This is a genomic window from Rhodovulum sp. FJ3 (genome assembly GCF_032918305.1).
Lineage (GTDB): Bacteria > Pseudomonadota > Alphaproteobacteria > Rhodobacterales > Rhodobacteraceae > SAT37.
In genome coordinates, this window is sequence record NZ_JAWJUU010000010.1 from 1 (window position 1) to 18,835 (window position 18,835).

23 protein-coding genes are annotated in these 18,835 nt (G+C 60.6%); 8 read left to right on the plus strand and 15 right to left on the minus strand.

From position 1 onward, the window contains the following. On the plus strand, positions 1 to 108 hold a 108-nt coding region (locus R1W00_RS17235), incomplete at its 5' end, for a 5-deoxy-glucuronate isomerase (protein WP_317263723.1). A gap of 10 nt (positions 109 to 118) precedes the next feature. Here the strand turns inward: R1W00_RS17235 and R1W00_RS17240 are convergent. From R1W00_RS17240 to queC, 12 genes are all read right to left on the minus strand, one after another. Next, positions 119 to 319, minus strand: coding sequence for a hypothetical protein (locus R1W00_RS17240; RefSeq protein ID WP_317264015.1), 201 nt, complete (start codon positions 317 to 319; stop codon positions 119 to 121). Between the two features lie 55 nt (positions 320 to 374). Beyond that, the gene (locus R1W00_RS17245) at positions 375 to 1,169 is read right to left on the minus strand and encodes a TonB family protein (RefSeq protein ID WP_317264016.1); all 795 of its coding nucleotides are present in this window, start codon (positions 1,167 to 1,169) and stop codon (positions 375 to 377) included. After that, the gene (locus R1W00_RS17250) at positions 1,166 to 1,516 is read right to left on the minus strand and encodes an ExbD/TolR family protein (protein ID WP_317264017.1); all 351 of its coding nucleotides are present in this window, start codon (positions 1,514 to 1,516) and stop codon (positions 1,166 to 1,168) included. The genes R1W00_RS17245 and R1W00_RS17250 overlap by 4 nt, the downstream gene beginning before the upstream one ends. 3 nt (positions 1,517 to 1,519) lie before the next feature. Then, positions 1,520 to 1,879, minus strand: coding sequence for a biopolymer transporter ExbD (locus R1W00_RS17255; protein ID WP_317264018.1), 360 nt, complete (start codon positions 1,877 to 1,879; stop codon positions 1,520 to 1,522). Further along, positions 1,872 to 2,477 (minus strand): MotA/TolQ/ExbB proton channel family protein, encoded by a 606-nt coding sequence (locus tag R1W00_RS17260; RefSeq protein WP_317264019.1) that lies wholly within the window; start codon positions 2,475 to 2,477, stop codon positions 1,872 to 1,874. Before R1W00_RS17260 ends, R1W00_RS17255 begins: the two co-directional genes overlap by 8 nt. After that, positions 2,474 to 2,884, minus strand: a complete 411-nt coding sequence (locus R1W00_RS17265) for a hypothetical protein (RefSeq protein WP_317264020.1) — start codon at positions 2,882 to 2,884, stop codon at positions 2,474 to 2,476. The genes R1W00_RS17260 and R1W00_RS17265 overlap by 4 nt, the downstream gene beginning before the upstream one ends. Position 2,885: 1 nt before the next feature. Continuing rightward, entirely contained in the window at positions 2,886 to 3,692 is an 807-nt protein-coding gene (locus R1W00_RS17270) for a heme ABC transporter ATP-binding protein (protein WP_317264021.1), read from the minus strand. 5 nt (positions 3,693 to 3,697) lie between these two features. Further along, entirely contained in the window at positions 3,698 to 4,774 is a 1,077-nt protein-coding gene (locus R1W00_RS17275) for an iron ABC transporter permease (protein ID WP_317264022.1), read from the minus strand. A 2-nt stretch (positions 4,775 to 4,776) separates the two neighbouring features. Further along, positions 4,777 to 5,625, minus strand: a complete 849-nt coding sequence (locus tag R1W00_RS17280; RefSeq protein WP_317264023.1) for a hemin ABC transporter substrate-binding protein — start codon at positions 5,623 to 5,625, stop codon at positions 4,777 to 4,779. Next, complete coding sequence (locus R1W00_RS17285; protein WP_317264024.1) at positions 5,622 to 6,668, minus strand: hemin-degrading factor; 1,047 nt, start codon at positions 6,666 to 6,668, stop codon at positions 5,622 to 5,624. Before R1W00_RS17285 ends, R1W00_RS17280 begins: the two co-directional genes overlap by 4 nt. Positions 6,669 to 6,724: 56 nt before the next feature. Next, a complete protein-coding gene (locus R1W00_RS17290) occupies positions 6,725 to 8,758 on the minus strand; it encodes a TonB-dependent receptor domain-containing protein (protein WP_317264025.1) in 2,034 nt (677 codons plus the stop codon). A gap of 181 nt (positions 8,759 to 8,939) precedes the next feature. Then, positions 8,940 to 9,626 (minus strand): 7-cyano-7-deazaguanine synthase QueC, encoded by a 687-nt coding sequence (gene queC, locus R1W00_RS17295; RefSeq protein WP_317264026.1) that lies wholly within the window; start codon positions 9,624 to 9,626, stop codon positions 8,940 to 8,942. A 165-nt stretch (positions 9,627 to 9,791) separates the two neighbouring features. On the opposite strand from queC, the gene egtB reads away from it, so the two are divergent. Both egtB and egtD read left to right on the plus strand, forming a co-directional pair. Beyond that, positions 9,792 to 11,045, plus strand: a complete 1,254-nt coding sequence (egtB, locus tag R1W00_RS17300; RefSeq protein WP_317264027.1) for an ergothioneine biosynthesis protein EgtB — start codon at positions 9,792 to 9,794, stop codon at positions 11,043 to 11,045. A gap of 1 nt (position 11,046) precedes the next feature. Further along, positions 11,047 to 11,988: an L-histidine N(alpha)-methyltransferase gene (gene egtD / locus R1W00_RS17305; RefSeq protein ID WP_317264028.1), complete on the plus strand. Its 942-nt coding sequence runs from the start codon at positions 11,047 to 11,049 to the stop codon at positions 11,986 to 11,988. Between the two features lie 4 nt (positions 11,989 to 11,992). On the opposite strand, the gene R1W00_RS17310 is transcribed toward egtD, so the two are convergent. The 3 genes from R1W00_RS17310 to R1W00_RS17320 are packed head-to-tail and all read right to left on the minus strand — an operon-like array spanning position 11,993 to position 14,437. Next, positions 11,993 to 13,723, minus strand: a complete 1,731-nt coding sequence (locus tag R1W00_RS17310) for a sensor histidine kinase (RefSeq protein WP_317264029.1) — start codon at positions 13,721 to 13,723, stop codon at positions 11,993 to 11,995. Then, a complete protein-coding gene (locus tag R1W00_RS17315) occupies positions 13,720 to 14,298 on the minus strand; it encodes an RNA polymerase sigma factor (protein ID WP_317264030.1) in 579 nt (192 codons plus the stop codon). Before R1W00_RS17315 ends, R1W00_RS17310 begins: the two co-directional genes overlap by 4 nt. Further along, complete coding sequence (locus R1W00_RS17320; protein ID WP_317264031.1) at positions 14,288 to 14,437, minus strand: NepR family anti-sigma factor; 150 nt, start codon at positions 14,435 to 14,437, stop codon at positions 14,288 to 14,290. The genes R1W00_RS17315 and R1W00_RS17320 overlap by 11 nt, the downstream gene beginning before the upstream one ends. A 102-nt stretch (positions 14,438 to 14,539) precedes the next feature. On the opposite strand from R1W00_RS17320, the gene R1W00_RS17325 reads away from it, so the two are divergent. The 5 genes from R1W00_RS17325 to R1W00_RS17345 all read left to right on the plus strand — a co-directional run bounded on the left by R1W00_RS17325 (position 14,540) and on the right by R1W00_RS17345 (position 18,826). Next, a complete protein-coding gene (locus R1W00_RS17325) occupies positions 14,540 to 15,352 on the plus strand; it encodes a response regulator (protein ID WP_317264032.1) in 813 nt (270 codons plus the stop codon). 659 nt (positions 15,353 to 16,011) lie between these two features. Then, positions 16,012 to 16,611 (plus strand): TetR/AcrR family transcriptional regulator, encoded by a 600-nt coding sequence (locus R1W00_RS17330; RefSeq protein WP_317264033.1) that lies wholly within the window; start codon positions 16,012 to 16,014, stop codon positions 16,609 to 16,611. A gap of 6 nt (positions 16,612 to 16,617) precedes the next feature. After that, positions 16,618 to 17,490: an SDR family oxidoreductase gene (locus R1W00_RS17335; protein WP_317264034.1), complete on the plus strand. Its 873-nt coding sequence runs from the start codon at positions 16,618 to 16,620 to the stop codon at positions 17,488 to 17,490. After that, positions 17,490 to 17,810: a putative quinol monooxygenase gene (locus R1W00_RS17340; protein ID WP_317264035.1), complete on the plus strand. Its 321-nt coding sequence runs from the start codon at positions 17,490 to 17,492 to the stop codon at positions 17,808 to 17,810. Before R1W00_RS17335 ends, R1W00_RS17340 begins: the two co-directional genes overlap by 1 nt. Positions 17,811 to 17,968: 158 nt before the next feature. Continuing rightward, entirely contained in the window at positions 17,969 to 18,826 is an 858-nt protein-coding gene (locus tag R1W00_RS17345) for a phosphate/phosphite/phosphonate ABC transporter substrate-binding protein (RefSeq protein ID WP_317264036.1), read from the plus strand. The last annotated feature ends 9 nt before the right edge of the window (positions 18,827 to 18,835 follow it).

Genomic DNA, 18,835 nt, shown 5'->3' on the forward strand with positions numbered 1-18,835 from the left:
CCCTGTGGCGCGCCCTATGGTATCGAAATGTACTACCTCAACGTCATGGCGGGGCCGCGCAGAAACTGGCGGTTCGTGCCAGCACCAGAGCTCGAACACCTATTGTAAAGGGGGCGCGTTAGCCCGCAAAGTTCCACGTTTGCAAAACCCGCATAGCGTTGGCGCGGTTGATTTGATCCGTCGTGGTGTTCGGGTTTTGAAAATCGAACCCGAATGCCTCAACCAAGTGACAGGTGCGGCAGCCGATTTCGGTGCTGCTGTAGTACACATCGGCCGAGCCGCATTCGGGACACAGGGCGGTGACATCGTCGTTGAACATAGCGACCTCGTGGGTTTCCTATGTTGCGATATAGGGCGAGCAGGGGCGGTGCCCACTAGCCCTTGCTTTCGACCCGAACCACGACGCGGACGGTTTGACCGGACGGGGTGGGCTTGAACGGACCCGCGCGGCGCACCTGATCGACGGCGACTTGATCGATCCCGCTGTGCCCTGATCCCTTGACGATCTTGACCGCGTTGATCTGGCCCGAAGGAGCGATCGCCAGTCCGACCAAGGCCGTGCCCCGCGCCCCCGCCGACCGTTTCGGGGTTCTTGCGATCCGGCGCAGGACATAGGTCTGGTATGACTTGATCGCGCCGTCCCCGGCTTGTGTCGCGTTGGACGCGGTGTCGGCCTTCTTTGTGACCTCGGCCTTGGTCGCGGTCTTGGTCCCGTCCTGTTGACCCTTGGTCTGGTTCACTTCGCCATTGCCTGCCGATTGTGGCTTCGGCGCGGGCGGTTTGGGCGGTGTTGGGGTCGCATCTATTGCGGTCAGGGTTTTCAGGGGAACCGTTTTAGGCGGGGTGATTTCGGGGTGCAATGCAGGGGATTCAGACGGGGATGACGCGGCCGTTGCAGTGGTGGCAGGGGTGAGCGTTTGCGCGGGACGCTGTGCCGTGATCGGCTGAACGGGCGCGGACGGGGTAATCGGTGCCGGTTCGACGGGTTGCGTCATGTCCACGGGCGGGGTGTTGGTGCCCGCGACCAGATCGGCAAACCCCATGCCCAACGCGACCTCGCCCGCGACCGAACCGCCATCCATGGCGGGCGGCGTGGGTTCTGACATCAACCCCATCGCCCCCATATGCAGGCCTAGTGAGACGCCCGTCGCGATGAAAAACCCTCTCATGGCAGGGCCCTTTCGGTAATCAGAACCACATCCTTAACGCCGCCGGACCGCAGCGCCCGCGCGGTGTCCAGAACGGCAATTGCCGGTGCTGCGCGGTCGGGCAACAGGCGTCCGATGTCGGGGGGCAGGGTGTCCAAGGTGACCTCATTCCCTTGCCACACCAATCGGCCATCAGCATGCAAAACCAACGCATCGGCGGGCGGCACGATCTCGGGGTCGTCCGTGCGCACAAGGGACAGGTCCCCAATCGGACGGGTCAATTGCGCGGCGGCCAGAAAAAACACCAGCATCAGAAACACGATGTTGATCAGGGGCAGGGTGGGTTCACCGCGTGTACGCTTTGGCATGTGTCACTCCAACACGGTCAGGGTGGCGTCGGGCAGGGCGCGTAGGATCACCACGGCGTCGACCAGACCTTGGGCTAACGCGGTGTCGTCCACCGACAGCAACACCCGCACCGGCCCATCGGGGCGCAACGCAGCAAGGGTCGTTTCGTCGGTGATTTCCCGCCCGTTCACCGACAGGCCGGTTCCGGTCAAACGCGCAAACAGAACAGGTTGATCCGACGCGCCACCCGCGCCGGATGCGGCACTGTTCAACGGGATTTCGCCAAAACGCGAAAAGGTAGAGGACAGCATAAAGAACAGCAGCAGCAAAAAGATCACGTCGATCAGAGACGTCATCGACAGCCGCCCGCGCGCCTTACGCATGTTGGACCACCGTCGCGGGATGGGCGGTTCGCTCGGCCATCAGATCGGGGGCCAGAATGTCCTCAAGCGCGTCTTTCAGGGCGATCTCATGCGCCTCAAGGCGCGCGTCGAACCAGTTCAACGCCAAGGACGCAGGCATCGCTACGATCAGACCTGCTGCCGTGGTGACGAGCGCGACCCAAATACCACCGGCCAGAACCGTGGGATCGGCGGCGCCACCGGCCTCTTGCAGCGTGCGAAAGGCGTCGATCATGCCCAGAACCGTGCCGAACAGACCCAGCAACGGTGCGGTCTGCGCGATCACGTCCAACAGACGCAAACCCGCCCCGATCCGTGCCAAACTCGCCTGCAAACGGGCGTTTAGGCGGTCACGGATGTCACCGTTCGTGGCCCCGCGTGCCGCCGCACGTTGCGCGGCAATCAGGACGTCTTGTCCAAACCCACGGGTGATGGTCGGGCCGATACCATGGGTCACGAACACGGCGCCCTTCCACAGGATACAGGCCAACCCGATGATCGACGCACCCATCAAAATCGCAACGACAGGCCCGCCCAGATCGACCAGACCCATGAGAGAGTTCAGAGCGTTCGCGATCATTGGCTGACCTCCACGGTGTCTAGGCGTGAGGCAAAGATGGGCGCCTCAACACAGTCGCCACCACCGGCGACCTGACAGGCGTGCAGACCGTTGATCAACACCATCCCCAGATCGTCGCAGGCCATGTCGGGCACGTCGAACTGACGTACGCGCAGGCCACCCTCAGGGGTCGCGCCGAAATCAAACAGGGTGAACAACCGCACCGCACCTTCACGGTCAAACAGGACGGTTTCGCTTACCAGCTGATCAAGGCCCCCTTGGGCGGTAAAGGTCAGGCGGCACGCCGCGCCCTCTTGGGACGTGGTGTTCAGAGTTATGGTTGCGGGCGGTTCGGCCTTGGCGCTTTCGGCGACAAATCCGCCGATAATCAGGGTCGAGAGCAACAGGGTACGGTGGGCAAAACTCATATCATGCTCCTACATGGGTGCGGTTTGCGATGGCTTGGGGCAGGATCCACTTCCCGCCAAAGGGCGGCGGCGTGTTCGTGCGCAGGGCACAGCCGTAACAGGCCGACAGATCGCCGTCGGTCAGAACCTCATCCGGCCGCCCCGTGGCGCGCACGTGACCGGCGTTCAACAGGGTGATGCGGTCGGCAAACATCGCGGTCAGGTTCAGGTCATGCATGACGGCCACGACGCCGCCACCGGCCTCGGCATAGTCGCGGGCAAGCTGCATCACGATCAGTTGGTGCCCGATATCAAGGGCCGAAACCGGCTCATCCAGAAACAGCCAGCGCGGCGCGCCGTTCAAAACGGGCTCCCATATCTGGACCAGAACGCGGGCCAATTGGACGCGTTGCCGTTCGCCACCGGACAGGTCTTGGACAAACCGGCCCTCAAACCCTGCCAGACCGACACGGGTCAATGCCTTTTGCGGCAGGTTAGGGTCGAATCCAGCGCGCGAGGGCATCCCCGCATGCAGGCCCAGCCGGACCAGCTCCAGAACCGTGAACGGAAAGGCGACATTGCCAGATTGGGGCAGAACCGCGCGCCGTTGCGCCAGTTCGGCAGGGTTCAGATCGGTGATGTCGGTGCCGTTGATCAGGGTTTGGCCCGTCGCGGTCAAATCACCGGTCATCGCCCGCAACAGGGTGGTCTTTCCAGACCCGTTCGGTCCGACGATCGCATGCAGTTCCCCCGCATTTGCGGTGAAACAGACACTGTTTAATACCGGACGCTTGCCAAAGCTGACGGAAATATCGGTGGCAGAAAGCATCGCAATTACCCCTCAAGCATGGTGCGGTTTTTCAGAAGGATCCACAGGAAGAACGGCCCGCCGATCATGGCGGTGACGATCCCGATGGGCAGTTCGGCGGGGGCGACGACGGTGCGGCTAACCATATCGGCCAATAACAGGACAATCGCCCCAAGCAACGCGCAGTTCGGCAACAACGACCGGTGCTCGGGGCCCTGCACAAGGCGCAACAGATGCGGCACCACGATGCCGACAAACCCGATCCCGCCCGTGATCGCCACGGCGGCCCCGACCGAGGCGGCAACGGACATGATCGACAGACGCTTCATCCGTTGGACGTTGATGCCCATGTGGGCCGCGACCGCTTCGCCAAGGGCGAGGGCATCCAAACCGCGGGACAAAAACGGTGCACAGAACAGGGCGATGGCGATGACCGGCCCCGCGGTGATCAGTTTCGCCCATGTGGCCCCCGCGACCGATCCCATGCCCCAAAACGTCAGGTCGCGCAGTTGATCGTCGGTGGACCAATAGACAATCAACCCCGTCACCGCGCCCGTGATCGCGGCAAGGGCAATGCCCGCCAGCAACATAGTTGCGACCGTTGTGCGTCCACGCCGTGTGGCGACTTGGTACAGGATCAGGGTCGTGGCCCATCCTCCGATGAAGGCCGCGCCGACGATCAGGTACGGCCCCGCGAATTCGCGAATGGCAAGTGGCAGGAACCCCCCCAATACGATCGCGGCCACCGCGCCAAAGCCCGCGCCCGCACTGACCCCGACCAGACCGGGATCGGCGAGAGGGTTGCGAAACAGACCCTGCAACACCGCGCCTGACACGGCCAAGGCCGCCCCAACCAAGGCGCCGGTCGCCACGCGCGGCATGCGGATGTCCCAGACGATGGTCATGTCCCGCGCGCTGACATCACCCACGCCAAGACCGGCCAACAGCGCGCCGATCACGTCGGTGTCGCCCGCCGCCCCCCACCCAAGCGCCAGCAGCATCGCCACAATCAACACCCCGATCAGGCCCACGCGGATGGCGCGGGCCTTGTTCCGGCGATCGCCGGCTATGGGGGTGAAATCAGGCTCGGACAGTACGGTCATGATCAGTGCTCGTGCGGAGTGACGTTGGCGATGGCGTCGGCCAATTCATGGGCGAACGCCGCCGTACGCGGCCCGAACCCAAGCGCCGCCCCGTCAATTGTCACGAACGCCCCGTTTTGCGCAGCGGGGGTTTGGGACATCGCGGGCAGGGCAAAGATTTCCTCGGCCCGTGCTTCGTGGTCCTCTTGGCCGGTCATCATCAGGACGACGTCAGGCGCGGCGGCGATCAGGGCCTCGTCGTTCAGAATGCGATAGCCCGAAAATTCCGATGCCATTACGTTTTGCGCACCGGCCAGCGTGATGATCCCGTCCGCGCCGGTGCCCGCACCGGCGACGTTCAGACGGCCCGCTTGGTTTGACAGGACGAACAGAACCCGCGCGGGGTGCTCGGGCGCTTGGGGCAGGGTGTCGAACGCGGCGGTCAGGTCACCGGCCAGTGTTTCGGCGCGATCCGGCACGCCCAAGGCAGCACCAATTTGGCGCACGGTGGCGATGACGCCTTGGGGGGTGAAATCATCCGTGACCTCGATAATCGGGATCGATGCAGCGCGCAGTTGATCCATCGCCTCAGGCGGACCGGCGGTGCCACGGGTCAGGATCAAATCGGGGCTGACGGAGAGAACACCCTCGGCCGATAGGCGACGCATATAACCCACATCGGGCAGGGATAGAGCCGCATTAGGATAGGTCGATGTGGTGTCACGGGCGACCACGCGATCCCCCTGACCAAGGGCGAAAACGGTTTCTGTCACGGGGCCACCGACCGATACGATGGCCGTGGCGTCGGGATAGGTCTGGGCCGTCGCCGTAACGGGCAGGATTAGGGAGAGGGCAAAGGCGAGGCGGTTCATGCGGTCACCTCGGCGTTCGGCAGGGCGGCCAGAATGCCGTGCCATTGGGCCAGATCATCACCTTCGCCGTCACGTTCGCCAAAGCATTGGAAGATCAGGCCACCATCGGCCGAGAACGCCTCAATCGATACGGCGGGGCCGCGTTTGGTGGGTTTTTCGACCACATAGACCTCGGCCACGTGGTCATCGCGCAGGTGCAGGTTGAACCGCGGATCCAGCACGTTCAGCCACGGCCCCATGACCTTGATGTTCTCCATCTCGCCCCAATGGATCTGGATGTTGGCGCGGTTGCCGACGAACAGGATGACTTTTTGCTTGGCTTCGGACACGGCGGTAAAGAACGACAACAGGCAGGTCGGTTCGACACGGCGCACCCATTTCGTATCGGCGACAAGGCGATACGCCCCAAGGCGGTTCATGCCCAACTTGGACGTCAGGCGGTTGAACTGGTGCGTGTCGGTCATGCGCGCCCATTCATCCAGCAGGATGTCACGCTTGTCCGGGTTGCCTTTGGCGCCCTCAACCGGTGCACGCGGTTCGGTGGTCAGGTCGCCGGATTGATCCGCGTGTTTCAGTTCGGTGATCAGTGGCTCCCATGCAGCGATGTTGGACGTGTCGCGCAGGTGGATTTTCTGGATCGCGTCACCGGCGGCATCAAAGAATTGCAGGCTGCGGCGCAGGCCCTTGGGCGTGTCTTTTTCCACGGCAAAGGCAAAGGTCCAGTATTTCGGGAAAATCCGCGTGTCGATTTCACGGCCCAGAACCATCGACGCATGCGGGCCCGAGCGATAGTCAAGGAAGGTGCCCACCCGTTCATGCACACAGGACACGTTGCGGGTCAGGGCCATCACCTCACCCAAGGCGGTCATCAGGGGCATCGCGCGGTCGGGATGCGCATCGATCCGCGTCACGCCGTTGCCGATGTCGGCGGCCAGCAGTTCGGCCTCGGAAATGCCAAGGCTCTCGGCCAGATCTCGGTCACGTTTGTCGGTGTTCTGTGCTTTGGCGGCTTGGATGTCAGCACGGCTCAGGGGTTTATTCATCGTCTCTATCCTTGCGTAAAACGGGGGAGGGTGGCCCGATCAGGCCGCCCGAGGGATCAGAACACTTTGCTGATCGAGAGTTTCAGGTTCCGGCCCGGCGCATTGCGGGTCGACAGGTACGGGCGATAGGTTTCGTCCGTCAGGTTTTCGACCGCCGCGCGGAATTCCACGCCTTTGGCCCAACCGCTGTCGGGGGTGTAGGACGCCGACAGGTCATAGGTTGTGAACGACGCGCTGGGTGCCGTTGCGCCCGACGTGCCCGAGGTCCGGTTCTGGGCAAAGCCGTGGGTGGTTTCGAGGCTGATATCCAGCTGATCACCCATGAACCGTTTGCCGAGGGTCAGCTGCACGCTATCGGCGGGGGCCCAGTTGAAATCGGCGGAGGTGTCGTTGATCGTCCCGCGGATCACGGCGGCGTTGAAGTCCGCGTAGAACGCCGGATGCGCGTAGGACAGTTCGAATTCGACGCCATCCAGATCGACCTGATCGACGCCGCTATAGGTGGTGCCGTCCCAGATGTTGGTGGTGAACGCGGTTACCTTGGTTTTGAGGGCATCCGCGTCGGCAAACACGTCGAACGCATCAAAGCTGAGGCCGGCCTCATAGGTCACGCCTTTTTCCGACTGAACGATAAAGCCGGGGTTGGTCAGATCGTCGAGGATCGGCAGGTTCTCGTTATAGGCAACCGACCCGAACACGGCCCAATTGTCGTTAAACGCATAACGCGCGGACAGGGCGCCAACGACCGCGTCATCTTTGAACGTGGTCCCATCGGCGATGCCGACAGAGGTGTTACCTTGGGACGTCAGGGTCTGGGTTTCATAGCGCAGTTGCGGCGTCAGGGTTAGCGCGCCGTATTGAATACGGTCGGTGATATAGGCGGCCACGTATTCATCCGTCCCACCGGGCGCAGAGGTCGAGTTCTCGCCGGTGTCCGAGATGCTGGTCCGGGTGCGACGTCCGATTTCCACGCCGGTGGTCACAAGGTGGTTCAGGGCACCGGTGTCAAACACGCTCTCGTTTTCCAGAGAGAACGACAGGCGCTCGGTGCGGTGATCGGCGTTGAAGATGTCCGAACTTGTGTCCAGCGAGGTCAGATAGATCGCCTCATCCGAATAGGTCAGTTTGCCGGTGATGTTGATCAGGGCGTTGTCGATCGGATTGTAATTCGCCGACACAAAGGCCGTGGTGTCCTTGGTGTAACGGTCAACGAGGGGCCAAAACACTTCGGACGAATAGGCGTCATAGGACACGTCCTGTTCGTCGTTCTCGGTATAGGACACCGATGCGGTGACGCTAAGCTCTTCGCTAAACCGGTAGGTGCCTTTCAACAGGGTCGAGGGCAGCGCAAAGGCGGTATCGGCTTGAACAGCGCCGGACCCGTCGGTGCGGTCACCCACGTCGCGATAGCCCGCAAAGGCGATGAAATCGAATTTCTCGGTCGGGCGGAAGGCAAGGATCGTCGTGGTCAGGACCCCGTCGCCGTTGCTCTCGTAACCGAATTTTTGGCGCAGGGCGAATGTATCGTCGCCCTCAAGGAAATCGGCGGCGTCTTTGGTCTGGGCCTCAATCGTGCCGCCGATCGCGCCCGACGAATAGCGAAAGCTCTCGGCGGGGCCGCGGGTCACGCTGACCTCTTTGAACAGCTCGGGTTCCATGGTCAGCAGACCGCCCGCGCGATAGATTTCCTCTTGGCCTTTTTGGACGCCGTCGATCACCACGGCGACCTTGCCGTCCGCGCCATAGGTGCCCGCTTGGGACCCCAGACCACGGATGTTGACGGCCGACCCTTGGGGCGTGGATCCGTTCACAAGTGTGACGCCCGGAATGGTGTCCAGAACCTCGGCCAGGGTCGAGGCCTGACGTTGTTCCAGTTCTTCGGCCGAAATGATGGTTTCCGGTGTCGCCGTGTCGGTTTGGACGCCGCGGCGGCTTTCGCCAATCAGGATCGTGCCGATGAATTCCCCAAATTCATTGGTCTCGACCGGTGCGGTGTCGGTGGATGTGGATTGTGCCAACGCCGGAAGCGTCGCCAGCGGGTAGGCGGCCAGTGCGGTCGCAAGCGCCCGAATGCTTGTGAGTGCGGTCATGTTGTCCCCTTGAAGAAGTCTTGCCTTGGCTGGCTTCCAAAGGGGGAGCTTGCGATCTTGGGGCTGCCTCTAACAAAAGGTGATTATTTTAGTCAAGTATATTCGAGCAGTGAAAACACCCAACCGTGCGTTTTCACCGCAGGGTTGAAAATAAGGGCGATTAAGGGGTCCGTGGGTCCGGTTAAGTGACGGTTTGCCAATAGTCGGGGTCGTCATAGGTCGTGGGATCGTCCACGCCCGCGATGGCAAAGGCCTCGCGCCGCTCAACACAGGTGCCGCAGCGCCCGCAATGGTTTTCGCCGCCCTTATAGCAGGACCACGTCTCCCCAAAGGGCACGTTATGGCGCGCGCCGATGGTGACGATGTCGGCCTTGGGGATGTCGACAAAGGGCGTGAACAGAGACACATTTGCGTACCCGTCCAGCGCGTGGTTCTGCATCACCTCAAACGCGCGGGTGAATTCGGGGCGGCAGTCGGGATAGATGAAATGATCACCGCCGTGCACCGCTGTTGCGACCGCGTTGTCCCCATGTGCCGCCGCGATTCCATAGGCCACGGTCAACATGATCGCATTGCGGTTTGGCACCACGGTGATGCGCATGGTCTCTTCGGCGTAATGGCCGTCGGGCACGTCGACGTCATCCTGTGTCAGGGCCGAGCCGGTCAGAACCGCCCCAATCCCGCGCATGTCGATCACATCATGGGGCACGCCCAAACGGGTGGCGGCGCGCGCCGCGAACTCCAATTCCTTGGCGTGGCGTTGCCCGTAATCAAAGGACACCAACCGCGTCAAATCCCGCGTGTCCGCCACCACATGGGCAAGCGTCACGGAATCCAATCCCCCCGAACAGACCACAACCGTTTTCATCGCGCGCGTCCTTTTGCCGATACCCGCCCCTTATACGCGCGAAAATCCGCGGGCCAAGGGGGTGGGTGCGGGGTGTTTCACACCCTCGTTACCACTTGTGTGGTGTCGTGTGTTGTATCGTAGACGCCCACGTCAAACCTTAGGTCAAACACCGCGAGGATCCTGATGAACGCCCCAACCACGCCGCACTCCGTGACCGAGGCCGATCTGCCTATTGCCGACCTGTTCCGCCAGACCCGCGCGCGAACGGATCACTTGATTGCCCCCCTGTCCGCCGAAGACATGATGTTGCAATCCATGACAGATGCCAGCCCCGCGAAATGGCACATCGCCCATACCACGTGGTTTTTCGAACAGTTTATCTTGCGCGAATACGTGCCCAGATACACCTCGCCCGATGACCGGTTTTCGACCCTATTCAATTCATACTACGTGCAGGCGGGTCCGCGGCATGCGCGCGATAAACGCGGTCTGATCTCGCACCCGCCGCTGGCCGACGTCCAAAGCTATCGCGCGGTAATCGAGGACGCGATCCTGACCCTGCTGGATCGCACCGACGATCCGGCGGTGGCCGATCTGGTCGAACTGGGCTGTCATCATGAGATGCAGCATCAGGAATTGCTGGTGACGGATTTGCTCCATGCGCTGTCCCACAACATCTTGCTGCCCGCCTATAACCGCGACAGCCCGCTGCCCGATGCGCCCGCGATGGCCGACGGGTTTACGCGCCACAGCGGCGGGGTGGTCGAGATCGGCCATGATGGTAACGGGTTCGCCTATGATTGCGAGGGCCCGCGCCACAAGATTTACCTGAACGATTATGCCCTGTCCGATCGTCTTGTGACCAATGGAGACTGGATCGAATTCATGCAGGACGGCGGATACACCAACCCCGTTCTGTGGCTGATGGACGGGTTTGCGCGCGCCACGCGCGAGGCGTGGGATGCGCCCCTCTATTGGTGGCAACAGGATGATCAGTGGTGGACCTTTACCCTGCGCGGTGCGCGGCCTGTGGACCTGAACGCGCCCGTCACCCATGTCAGCTATTATGAGGCGGACGCCTTTGCGCGCTGGGCCGGTGCGCGCCTGCCGACCGAGGGCGAATGGGAACACGCCGCCGCCGGAACGCCGATTGACGGCAATTTTCTGGAAAGCGGCGCGTTGGAGCCCCGTGGCGCGCGGAGTTTGTGGGGGGATGTCTGGCAATGGACCGTTAGTGGGTTCCTGCCCTATCCGGGGTTCCGCCCGCCCGAAGGCGCGATTGGCGAATACAACGGCAAATTTATGGTGAACCAGCACGTGTTGCGCGGTGGGTCCTGTGCCACGCCGAAACAGCAGATGCGCGCCAGTTACCGCACATTTTTTTACCCGCATCAGCGTTGGCAAATGTTGGGCCTGCGCTTGGCAAAGGATATTTGATATGGATGGCGCCACTCTGCCGAACTGTGATTTTCTGTCCGAAGCATTGGCCGGTTTGGGGACCGCGCCCAAGTCGATGTCGCCCAAATGGTTCTACGACGAACAGGGCAGCCACCTGTTCGAACAGATCACCAAACTGCCGGAGTACTACCCGACGCGCACCGAAACCGCGATCCTGCGCGATCAGATCGACACGCTGGCGGGGTACGTCCCCGAGGGCGCGGCGTTGATCGAGCTGGGCAGCGGGGCAAGCGTCAAGACACGCCTGTTGTTAGACGGGATTGGGGGGATTTCGACCTATCGTCCGCTCGACATCTCGGCGCAGTTTCTACAGGACACGGCAGAGGCGCTGCAGACCGATTATCCGGACATCGAGATGCGCCCGATGGTGGCTGATTTCATGACCGACATCGCGCCCGCGCCGACCTTGTCCGACCGCCCGAACGTGGTGTTTTTCCCCGGCTCGACCATCGGGAATCTGACGCCGGATCAGGCGATCACGCTGCTGTCGCGGGTGCGCGACTGGCCCGGGGTGACGGCGTTTATTCTGGGCGCGGATCTGGTCAAACCGGCGGATGTTCTGGTGCCTGCCTATGATGATGCAGCGGGCGTGACGGGGGCATTTAACCTGAACATGCTGGCGCGTATGAACCGCGAACTGAACGCCGATTTTGACCTTGGCGCGTTTGAACATGTCGCCCTTTGGAACATGGGCTGTAGCCGGATCGAAATGCACCTGCGCAGCACGTGCGATCAGACCGTCACCATCGGCGGGCGGGCGATCACATTCAAGGCGGGTGAAACCATCCACACGGAAAATAGCCGCAAGTTCACCCCCCTTACCCTGCGCGATATGGCGCGACAGGCGGGGTGGCGCATTGCGGAACTGGTAACCGACCCCGACAATCTGTTTGCCGAGGCCGTTCTGATCCCCGCAAAATAGCGGACTATTCCTCGACGAAGTCTGCGACAGGGAATGTGATCTGAACACAATGGGTTGTGCCGTCGCTTTCGGTGGCGCAATCGCCTTCGACCTGAGTTGCGAACGCATGGACAAGCTTTTGGCCAAGGCCGCTGCCCCGCAGTTCGGGATCGGGTTCAGCATTCGGATCGACCGTGTTGAACACCTCGATCACGGCCTCGCCTTGACCGGTCGCCTTGAGGGTCACGCGCAATTCGGCACCTTTCGACATGCCCTTGTTGCCCATGTATTTCAGGGCATTGGTGACCAGTTCAGAAACCGCCAAACTGATCGGGACGGCCTGATCGGGATAGAGGATCACAGGATCCAGATCTTGGGTCAGTTTAAGCCGCTTGCGATCGGGCACCATCGAGCCAACGATTTGCTGGATCAATGCGCCAAGCAATTCGTCCGCGCGCACGCGTTCCTCGGTGCTGGTCTCATAGAGTTTCTGGTGCACCCGCGCGATGCTCATGACGCGGCCTTGGACCTCGGACAGGGCTTGGCGTTGTTCGGGGGTGCGGGCCTTGCGCATCTTCATGTTGATGATGGACGAGATCAGCTGCAGGTTATTTTTGACGCGGTGGTGCACCTCTTTGAGCAACACGTTCTTTTCGTGCAGCGAGTTATGCAACTCGGCCTCGTCATGCAGAATGCTTTCCGCCATGCGTTGCCACGTTTCATCAATCTCGGCGATTTCGCGGGGGATGGCCTTGGGGTTGGGCGGGCCGAGAATACGGCGCGTGCGCACAAACATCAGCATCCGCGCCCGCAGGTTCCGCGTCGGTTTGATCACCAATTGCTGCACGGCGACAAAGGCCACGACCAGACCGGCGAACCACATGGCGGCGGGGAACAGGATGGAGGACGAGACCTCTTGGACCTGCGAGGTGAAATTCTCGTCCCGATAGGGCCAACTGCCCAAGGCATAGACCGATCCATCGATGATCGGCACGCTGGCAAAGACGCGGCGATCCCCCATGTTATTCGTGCCGATGAACGTTGTTTTCCCGATCCGCGCCAGGGACTTAAGCTCGGCATTCACGGGTAGGACGTCACTGCCGTCGCCTTCGGATTCCTCGACCTCAACACCGGTCAGAATTTCACCGGCCGCGTTAAAGGTGACAAGGTCCACGGGGCGTTGGGGGTCGAATGTGCTGCGCGGGGTGAAAAGGCGGCTGTGGTACATCGACACCGATGCAAAGCCTTGGAAAACGTCGTTCACAACCACCGGAACCGACACGGCCACGACCGATGTGCCACTAATCGGGGCGGCGGCGACCAGATCGACGCGGGGCTCGGCCTTTTCCAACATCGCCAGATAGACCGCGTTGTCCGACACGTCCCGACCACTGCCACCACTGGCACAGCGCACGGTGCCGGTTTCATCGACAAAGCCGATAAAGGAAAACACCGAGGACGCCGCCAAAAACGTTTGTAGGGCGATCTCGCATTGTTCGGTGTCCGACAGGATCACCTCATGCAGGGCGGCAACCGCTTGGGCCGCGCCAAATGCGCTGCGGATATAGGCAGCTTCGCGGTCGGCGGCCTCAACCGTCAGGGCCAGCAAACTGGCCTCTTCGCGTTCGCGCGTTTCCTCGATCAGGACATAGGTCTGGGCCACCGACAGTACGCCGATCGGCAAGAGGGCAACCGCGAGGAGTGCGGCGATCTTAAACGTCAGCGATTGGCTGGCGTGTCTTAGGCGGTCAATCAAATGGCGGTCTTTCGTGGCATCATGCTGCTGGCGACAACGGCGGCGGTGGGCGCGTCCGTCATTTCCAACGCTTCGTCCTGATCAATATCCATCAGTTCAATCAATTTTGCACGCGCGCGGTTCACACGGCTTTTCATCGTCCCCGTGGCGACCCCACAGGTTTCGGCGGCCTCTTCATAGGTCATCCCCGAGGCGCCGACCAGAACCAGCGCCTCGCGCTGTTCATCGTTGAGTTTGGCAAAGGCTTTTTCGAAATCCGCCATTTGCAGGCGGCCGTCGTGTGCAGGTTTTTCCGACAGGCTATTGGCCATCACCCCGTCCACATCCGCGACCTCGCGTTTGCTTTTGCGGCGGGCAGAATAGAACGTGTTGCGCAGAATGGTGAACAGCCACGCCCGCAGGTTCGTGCCCTGCTTGTAGCTGCCGAAATTTTTCCACGCCTTGATAATCGTGTCTTGGACCAGATCATCGGCGGACGAGCTATTGCGCGTCAAACTGACGGCAAAGGCGCGTAAACTGGGCAGATGTTCCAGAATTTCGTCACGAGGATCGGCCGTAGCAGTGTTACTGCTCATGCTGGGCTTCCTGTTCTTTCAGCTGGTTAAGCAATTGTGTGAACCGGTCAGGGATTTCCTTTTCGGTTTCTTTCTGGAAAACTCTGCGCAAGTTTTCGTCGATTTGCTGTTCCAAGAGGGATTTGTCTTTCCTTGCCATGGTAGGGCCATACACTCCGGGGTCGAATTTTTTACGTGATCACGGGAACCAAACGCGCCACGATGCGTTTGGTTCCCAGAAAAAATGCATAGAGGTCAATAAATGTCGCCAGATACCGACACCGCCTTCCTTTCTGTCAAAGTTGCTGAACTGCTGCCATACCTGCGCCGCTATGCTCGGGCACTGACCGGTAACCAGACAACCGGTGACAATTACGCCGCCGCGACACTAGAGGCGATGCTGACGGACCGGTCGGTTTTCGATCAGGGATTTTCGCATAAGGTCGCCCTGTTCCGCGCGTTCCATTCGATCTGGAGCAGCGCCGGCGCACCGGTGGCCGAGGCCGACGATATGCTGGCCGCGCGGGCCCAGTCGCACATGGCCCGCCTGACGCCGAATACGCGTGAGGCCCTGTTGCTGCACACGATCGAAAGCATGCCGATCACCGACGTCGCCAATGTCATGGCGATTGATGAGGATGAGGCGCAGACGCTGATCGAGACCGCCCGCCGCGAAATGGAAGACAGCATCACCGGTCGTGTTCTGATCATCGAGGATGAGGCGATTATCGCCATGGACCTGCAGGATATCGTGGCCGACATGGGCCATTCGATCACGGGTGTCGGCCGCACAGCCGATGGCGCGGTCAAGCTGGCCCAATCCGAACGCCCCGACCTGATCCTGTCGGATATCCAACTGGCCGACGGATCGTCGGGCATTGATGCGGTGAACGATATTCTAAAAGATGCGGGCGATATTCCGGTGATCTTTATCACCGCCTTCCCCGAACGTCTGTTGACCGGCGAACGTCCCGAACCGGCGTTTGTCATCACCAAGCCTTACACCGAGGCGCAGGTGACGTCGGCCGTCAGTCAGGCGATGTTCTTTAGCAGTACGGAAACCCTGCTCGGGTAATTAAATGCGGCGGGTCCGGCTCCTCTTCCGGGCCCGCCGAGCCAGGCTATCGAGCGCCCAGCAAATCGTCAGCAAAGTAGAACGCACTCGTGCGATCTGTGAAATATGCCGATTTTACGCCGCCAGGTAGGGGATGATCCCCGCGGACGCACCAGCTGTCTTTTGCTGCGATGATGTGGATTGGAGAGGTCTTTGTCGTCGGTTGTTTCGCAATGGGCTGAACGCGCCACGTGGTGTCGGACACACGCACAAGTTCAGAGTTGTCGCCGTAGACTAAACACATATTTTTGCCATATATTTTTGCGGTACAGGGTCGATTGTCAGTTAATCGATCTACCTTGACTTTAATGTGTCATACCCAGTTTCACGTAGGTCAAACCAGTACAAAAGTCGCAGTTTTTGGCATGGTTGCGCAACCAATCGTCCTTTTGCATAAAAATGAACCGCGTACAGGTTTCACAACCGCTGCGGGCATATATGCTTAAGTATGTATTCTTAAACTTGCGATATTTCTCAGCCTGCACTTTCAGACAGTTTTTGGGATTTGGACCGAATCGTTCACATTGAACATCGTTTTCCATTCACACGGCGATGTGATGGGTGTTGGCCTATCTATAAATAAGCGACCGGTCTATTAATGGATGGGTAAGGAGATTCCCATGGCCCGACCCAAGAACGAAGCCGCCTATGCACAAAGCCGGACCAAGCTGTTGGAAACCGGTCAGCACCTGTTCCGCACCAAAAGCTATGCCGACACAGGTATCGCCGAGGTTCTCAGCACCGCCAACGTGCCCAAGGGGTCGTTCTATCACTACTTCCCCACCAAAGAGGATTTCGGCATCGCCGTGGCCCAACATTACCACGAAGACCAAATGGCCACTGCGCGGCGGATGTTGGGGGATACGGACTATGTCCCGCTTGAACGGCTGCGGCGCTTTTTCGACAAGGCCGCGTCGGAGATGGCGGGGTTCGGGTATGCCCAAGGGTGTCTGATGTGCAACCTGACCACTGAATTGGCCGATGAACGCCCCGCCTTTCAGGCCGAGTTGGACCGCCAATGGCGGGAACTGGTCGGGGAATTGGCCATCTGCCTTACAGATGCTGATCTGAATGCGATCGGCCTTGGCCATCTGACCGCACAGGACGCGGCGGATTGGCTGATGAATTGTTGGAGCGGCGCCCTCACACGGATGAAGGCCACCCGCGATCGTACCCCGTTAGATCTGTTTCTAAACACCGTCTTTAAACACAGGACTTAATCCCAAATGACCAAAACTATTCTTATCACCGGTGCCAGCCGTGGCATCGGGTGGCTCACTGCGCGCGTTTTGACCGAGGCAGGCCACACCGTTTACGCCGGTATGCGTGACCTGACAGGCCGCAACGCCCAGCCCGCCCGCGACCTGATGGAGGCCACCGCCGCCGCCCCCGGTCAATTGCGCCCCATCTCCCTCGACGTGACGGATGAGGCCCAGATCGCCAGCGCCGTCGCCGAGATTGAGGCCGCCGGTCCCTTGGATGTGCTGATCAACAATGCCGGTGTCATGCCCGTCGGTTTGACCGAGGCCTTTACCGTCGATCAGGCCAAAGACCTGTTTGACGTGAACGTCTATGGCATCATGCGCATGACCCGCGCCGTTTTGCCCGCGATGCGCGCCCGCAAGTCCGGCCAGATCATCAGCCTAAGTTCCTCTGCCGGTCGGTTCGGCATGCCGTTCTTTGGCCTGTACTGTGCGTCCAAATGGGCGATGGAGGCATGGTGCGAGGCGCTGCACTATGAACTGGAACAGTTCGGTATCGAGAGCCTCTTGGTCGAACCCTCGGGCCATGGCACCGATCTGGTGAACACGGCCCCTGCGCCCAACGATCAGGACCGCGTCGACAGCTATGGCGATATCGCCACCGGTCGCGACCGTCTGTTGGGCATGTTTATCGGCATGTTCGAACAAGGCATGGCCGAAAACGACGCCACCAACGTGGCCACCGCGATCCAAGGTCTGATCGAGGGTCCCGCGCCCCGTCCCGTCCGCACCCAGGTCGGTCAGGACATGGGCGTCACGGCGGTGAATGAGGCCACGGCGCCCATTCAGGCACAACTGATCGACATGTTGCGTCCGATTTACACGGGGGCCATGTGATGTCGAAACTGTTCCTGTTTGCCACGATCCGTATCAAACCCGAGTATTTCGAACAGGCCCGCGCGGCGCTGGACGGGTTGATGCCCCCCACCTTGGCCGAGTCGGGATGCCACCTGTTTTCCGCGTTCCAATCGCAGGATCAGGACAACACCCTGCATCTGTTCGAATGCTTTGACGATATGGATGCGCTGAACGCCCATTACGCGGCGGACTACACCAAAGAGGTCTTCACCGCATATGAGGAATGGCTGGCCGCGCCGGTTGAAGTGACGAAACTGTCGGCGATTTCGCCCACTACCTCGGCCCAGTTCGGCGTCTGATCACAAACGTCTCGGGCCGCCCCGTGCGGCCCGGATCGCCTTACCCAACGTCAAAATTATCCTTAAGAGTGTATTTTATCCCCTTAATTGGGGGTCAATCGAGCTTTGCATCGACGCTATTCTTTTTGGGTGGGTCCACTCCCCCATCGAGGTGTTAAATGGTGCGAAAGAAATATACCTTTCAGCAGGTTTTGCATGCCGTGGTTGTCACGGCTGTTTGCGTGCTCGGCCTTTCCGTGCAGCGGGCAACGGCAGAGCCCTATACGATCGGGATCGTCCCCCAGTTCGACAGTCGCCAGTTGTCGGCGACATGGACCCCGATCATCGACTATCTGGAATCCGAGACGGGGTATGACTTCACCTTTGTCGGATCGCCGCGCATTCCCGAATTCGAGGTCGCGTTCAAAAACGGCGAGTTCGATTTCGCCTACATGAACCCCTATCACGTCCTGCGCGCTGCCGAGGCACAGGGGTATCAACCCTTGGTACGGGACGGCGGGCGCAAGCTCTATGGTGTGTTGGTCGTACAAAAGGACGGGCCGATCCAAGACATGTCGGACCTGAATGGCGGACAGATCGCGTTCCCTGCGCCGAATGCCCTTGGGGCGTCCTTGATGATGCGGGCGTTGTTGGTCCGTGAGCATGGCCTCGATTTTCAGTCGGTGTTCGTGTCGACACATACCTCGGCCTATATGAATGTCGCGCTGGGTCAGGCGGATGCCGCAGGCGGGGTGCAATCGACCCTGAACCAATTGGCCCCCGAGGTGCGTGAGCGTTTGCGCATCATCTATGAAACACCCAAGGTCGAACCCCATCCGGTCGTCGCCCATCCCCGCGTTCCCGACGCGGTGCGTGATGCCGTGCGCGACGCCTTTCTTAAACTCGGCCAGAGCGAAGAGGGTTTGGCCCTCTTGGCGCCCGTTCCCATGAAGATGCCGGTGCCCGCGACGTATAACGACTATTTGCCTCTGTCGGTCATGGGGCTTGAGGTCTTCTATGTGAAATCCGGCCTGTAAGGGGGGGCT